Source organism: Sulfurimonas sp. (assembly GCF_032250635.1).
GTDB lineage: Bacteria > Campylobacterota > Campylobacteria > Campylobacterales > Sulfurimonadaceae > Sulfurimonas.
Window position 1 is genome coordinate 1 of the sequence record NZ_JAVVFL010000169.1, and the last position, 4,719, is coordinate 4,719.

Annotated in this window: 5 protein-coding genes; 2 read left to right on the forward strand and 3 right to left on the reverse strand. The window is 40.4% G+C overall.

Features of this window, described 5'->3' with window-relative positions:
- Positions 1-401 (forward strand): hypothetical protein (locus RQ763_RS09580; protein ID WP_314152640.1); only part of this gene is annotated, 401 nt, incomplete at its 5' end.
- Here the strand turns inward: RQ763_RS09580 and prfB are convergent.
- The gene (gene prfB, locus RQ763_RS09585; RefSeq protein WP_314152642.1) at positions 379-1,476 is read right to left on the reverse strand and encodes a peptide chain release factor 2; all 1,098 of its coding nucleotides are present in this window, start codon (positions 1,474-1,476) and stop codon (positions 379-381) included. The two genes, RQ763_RS09580 and prfB, sit on opposite strands and share 23 nt — an antisense overlap.
- A gap of 51 nt (positions 1,477-1,527) precedes the next feature.
- Between prfB and panC the strand changes: the two genes are divergently transcribed.
- Positions 1,528-2,349: a pantoate--beta-alanine ligase gene (panC, locus tag RQ763_RS09590; protein WP_314152643.1), complete on the forward strand. Its 822-nt coding sequence runs from the start codon at positions 1,528-1,530 to the stop codon at positions 2,347-2,349.
- Here panC and RQ763_RS09595 read toward each other — a convergent pair.
- Both RQ763_RS09595 and fliE read right to left on the reverse strand, forming a co-directional pair.
- Positions 2,326-4,101 (reverse strand): penicillin-binding protein 2, encoded by a 1,776-nt coding sequence (locus RQ763_RS09595; RefSeq protein ID WP_314152645.1) that lies wholly within the window; start codon positions 4,099-4,101, stop codon positions 2,326-2,328. The two genes, panC and RQ763_RS09595, sit on opposite strands and share 24 nt — an antisense overlap.
- A 309-nt stretch (positions 4,102-4,410) precedes the next feature.
- Positions 4,411-4,710, reverse strand: a complete 300-nt coding sequence (gene fliE / locus RQ763_RS09600) for a flagellar hook-basal body complex protein FliE (protein WP_294929485.1) — start codon at positions 4,708-4,710, stop codon at positions 4,411-4,413.
- Positions 4,711-4,719: the final 9 nt, after the last annotated feature.

Below are 4,719 nucleotides of genomic sequence, written 5' to 3' on the forward strand. Positions count from 1 at the left end.
GAACACACAACCATATTTTAACTATTTGGTTGATAAATATATTATACGAAGGTATAGAAATGAAAGAGATATTTAAAAAATATAAAATTATTATTTTTAGAGTCGTGGGTGCGGTAATGCTGGTTTCTGGCTTTGCGGCATACTTTTGGATGACTCCAAAAGAGGTGGCAAGTGAAAATGAGATAGCGGCTGCGAATGTTGCAAGGATGGAGGCGAGTGTTCGCGGCGGTTCATCGTCTGCAAAGCAAAATCAAGAGCCTTCAGCCTCAAAGTTTGTTGAGGAGCTCAAAAATGCGCAAAAGGCACAAATCCAGTATCTAACCATACTTAGTATGATTTTTGGAGCTGTTTTTTTAGGCTATAGTTTTATTTCTAAACCTAAGCGCGATTCTGAGAAATAAGCACATCTTCAATCATCTTGTCGATGTCGCCATCTAGTATGGCGCTTATGTTTGAGTATGCTATGTTGCTTCTCGTATCTTTAATCTGCTGATAGGGCTGCATGACATAAGAGCGGATTTGATGACCCCATCCTATTTCACTTTTGGCGATGCCGTCGGCTTCTGCTTTTTGATGTTCAAGTTCGAGTTCATAAAGCCGTGATTTTAGCATCTTCATAGCCGTTGCCCTATTTTTATGTTGACTTCTATCGTTTTGGCACTGAACAACTACGCCTGTTGCTATATGCGTGATACGAATTGCGGACTCTGTTTTGTTGACATGTTGCCCTCCTGCACCGCTTGAACGATATGTATCAACACGAATATCTTTGTCTTCTATCTCTATATTTATATCATCATCAACCTCGGGAGAGACCATGACGGAGCTAAAGGATGTATGTCTTTTGGCATTAGAGTCAAAAGGCGATATGCGGACAAGTCTATGGATTCCATTTTCAACTTTTAAATATCCGTAGGCATTTTCACCCTTGATAAGTAAAGAGACATCTTTTATACCGGCCTCTTCACCTGCTTGATAGTCAAGTAGTTCAACGCTCCATCCGCGCCTCTCGGCAAATCTTTTATACATTCTAAGAAGCATAGAAGCCCAATCTTGAGACTCCGTGCCTCCTGCGCCGGGATGAATGGAGAGGATGGCATTGTTAGCATCCATCTCTTCGCTCAGAAGCACTTCAATCTCCATGTCACGGATAAAATTTTCAAGTTTTTGGGCACCCTTAAAACATTCATTGATGGTATCTTCATCATTTTCGTCTTTAGCCATTTCGTAAAGTTCTTCGGCATCTTCTATGGCATTTTTTGCAACGGCATATTTTTTAAGTTTTCTCTCGCACTGTATTTTTTCTTTTTGAATTACTGCAGCATGTGAAGCATCAGTCCAAAAGTCTTGAGAGTTTTCAAGCTCAGTAATCTCATCTAGGCGCGCTTGAAGCTTATGCGGTTCAACTACGCCCGTAATGTTGTTCATCTTTTTTGAAAGGTTTTTTAAAAGTTCCGTATATTCGTAATTATCCATAAAATTAATCCAATAGTGTATAATTGCGATTATATTAAATTGAGGCTTAAAATGAAGATTATTTCTAGTCCCTTAGAGTTAAAAGAGCACCTTAAAAACATAAAACTCTCCGTCGGTTTTGTACCGACAATGGGTGCTTTGCATGAGGGGCATATCTCGCTTATAAAAAAGGCAAAAGAGCAAAACGAGATGGTAGTCGTCTCCATATTTTTAAATCCTACGCAGTTTTTAAAGGGCGAAGATTTAGAAAAGTACCCCAAAAAAGATGAAGCAGATAAGAAGATATGCGAGCTAAGCGGCGTTGATGTTCTTTTTTTCCCTAACTCATGCGATATTTACGGAGTGGATGAAGTCTCAATCCTCTCACCAAAAGTGAGAGGCTATGTCTTAGAAGGCCAAAGCAGACCGGGACACTTTAACGGCGTTTTAACCGTCGTTATGAAGCTCTTAAACATTGTCAATCCGACAAGAGCATATTTTGGAAAGAAGGATGCGCAGCAGCTAAACCTTATCTCTTTAATGGCAAAGCAGCTTTTTATGAGCGTTGAGATAGTTCCAGTCGATACGGTTCGCGAAAAAGATGGTTTGGCTCTTAGCAGCAGAAATGCATACCTTAGCAAAGATGAGAGAGTTGAAGCTCTTAAAATCTCATCCTCCCTTAGACTCTCAAGCGCCATGGTAAGCAAGGGAGTCGTTGATGCAAAAGAGATTAGAGCCGCTATGAGAGAAGTTTTAGCACCATTAGAGATTTTTTATGTAGAGATTTTAGACCGCGAATTTAACCGGCTTGAGCGAGTTGAGATTGGCAATACGGTTATTTTGGTTGAGGTTAAAGTAGCAACGACAAGACTACTTGACAATATCTGGCTTTAAGTAACCATCTCCAACCAGCGTATCGACTATATTTTTAAAGACCGGTACTGCTGTTTGAGCTGCAAACTGGCTCTTTTTCGGTCGAATGACAATTGTTCCGATGGTGTATCTGCTTTGTTTGTCATTTGCAAAACCGATAAAGGCGGTATTGTATTCGTTTACATACTTTCTATTTTCGACTATATGCGCCGTTCCAGTTTTGCCGCCTATCTCTAAGCCCTCTGTTTGGGCTTTTACACCGGTTCCCTCATTGACTGTCTTGATTAAAATCTTTTTTACTCTGTGCGCAGTTGAGCTTTTGATTACCTGAGGCTGCTCCTGTTCGGGAATAGTGATTTCTCTGTCGTATTGGTCTATAAAATGCTCTACCACCCTTGGAGTAACCATTCTTCCGTTATTGTTAAATACGCTGTAAGCACGGATAAGCTGCATCAAATTTGCTCGCATGCCGTATCCGTAGGAGCATGTAGCCTTATATATCTCATTTTCGAGTTGCATTATGTGAGGAACGGAGCCCACTTTTTCATAGACAAGGTCAGGAGTAGATTTGGATGCAAAGCCAAAATCAAGCAGACCTTGATTGAATGCTACTCCTGAGAGTTTTTGTGCAAGTTGCGCAATTCCGATGTTTGAAGAGTGCACGATTACGTTCTCGGCACTCAACCAATCAAACTTATGCTCATCCGTTATAACTTTTCTTCCGATTTTAAAACGTCCGTTATGTCCGTTTACCAGATCATACGGATTGACAAGTCCTCTGTCCAAAAGAATAGCAAAAGTGATGGTCTTTATAACACTTCCCGGTTCAAAACTATACTCAATCATAGAGCTGTTTAGAGAGGGATAATCACTTTTTTGTATTGATTTTGGCAAATATCTATTTGAACTTGCCATGGCGATAACTTTGCCGTTTTTTGTATCCATTACCGCTGCAATTATCTCTCTTGCCTCTAGCTCAATCTTCATCTTATCGAGCATCTTTTCGATTCTAAGCTGAAGGGCAATCGGTATATTTAGTTTTACGTCAAGTCCTTTAATCTCGGGTTTTGTAAAACTCTCTTTGTTGAGGATAATGTAGCCGTTTACATCTCTTTTACCTTGGCTTAGCTCATCTTGCTTTGCCTGAAGTTCGTTTTCAAACTTTTTCTCTACCCCCTTAACACCTTTGACATACGTATAGCCGTCATCTTCAATTTTATGCGGATAGCCTATGATGGGTGTTAAAAGTTTGCCATAAGGGTACTCTCTGCTCTCTCCGCTCTCTATAATGCTAAGCCCGTGCAGTGAAGTCTTGCCTGTTGCCGGGTTTTTTCTCTCAATAAAAACATTTAGACGTCTAAGCTCATAGGCAAGTTGCTTGAGATATTGCGCCGCTTTTTGCTCAATGTTATAGCTAAGAACTACAACCCCTTTTTCTTTGCTTATCTTCTCTCTTATCTCTTTGGCGTCAATCCCTGAGTAGATGCTAAAGAGCTCTACAAAAAGCTCTCTCTTTTTTGGGTCTATATAGTGTGTATTTACGACTGCTTTGTAGAGTTTTACGGTAGATGCTATATGAAATCCGTCCGCACTTATGATGGAGCCTCTGACTGCCTTGGAGCTCTCTTTTGTGTAGAGTGAGGGAAGGTCACGCGTTTTTAGGGTTGTTAAAAGCATAACACTTAAAAAGAGTAAAAAACCAAACACGATGAGTGAGTAGAGTATGAATATTTTTTTGCTTTTGTTCTCTTTGTTTGTGTTTTTGTTATTCATATTTTAGGCTGTCTTGGTTTTTAAATGGATTATAGCATTTTATGCTGATGAAGAGTGTTAATGCTCATTCTAAGCAAAACCTCGTCATTCTGAACATAGTGAAGAATCTAGCTTGAAAGGCCAAAGTAGACCCTTCGTTTCACTCAGGGTGACGAACACTCCGTCATCCCAAAAGAGACCCTCGTCATTGCAAACTAAGCACTCGTCATTCTGAACATAGTGAAGAATCTAGCTCGAAAGGCCAAAGTAGACCCTTCGTTTCACTCAGGGTAACGAACTTGTGATTTTTTTTGTAGCTAAAGGTTGCTCTTAAAGCTGAGTTCTTCCCAACTCTTTGTAGGCACTAAGCGCTTTGTTGCGAATCTCTAGCATAAGCTTCATGCTGGTTTCTGCTTTTCCGATGGCAAGTGCGGCTTGGTGCAGATCTTTTACCTGCCCAGTTGCTATATCGCCGACGGCTTTGTCGCCCTTTTCTTGAAGTTCGTTAACTTCATTGATGGCAGATTTAAGTGTTTTGGCGAAATCCTCACCGCCAGCACCCTCTATCTTACTTTTTTGTTTTAACAGATCGGCGGAGGAGATGCCTGAAATGTTCTCAATACTACTCATGTTATACCT

Bases quoted from the DNA above. Each gene is read 5' to 3' on its own strand.
- prfB (WP_314152642.1), bottom strand. From the start codon at position 1,476: ATGGATAATTACGAATATACGGAACTTTTAAAAAACCTTTCAAAAAAG.
- panC (WP_314152643.1), top strand. From the start codon at position 1,528: ATGAAGATTATTTCTAGTCCCTTAGAGTTAAAAGAGCACCTTAAAAAC.
- RQ763_RS09595 (WP_314152645.1), bottom strand. From the start codon at position 4,101: ATGAATAACAAAAACACAAACAAAGAGAACAAAAGCAAAAAAATATTC.
- fliE (WP_294929485.1), bottom strand. From the start codon at position 4,710: ATGAGTAGTATTGAGAACATTTCAGGCATCTCCTCCGCCGATCTGTTA.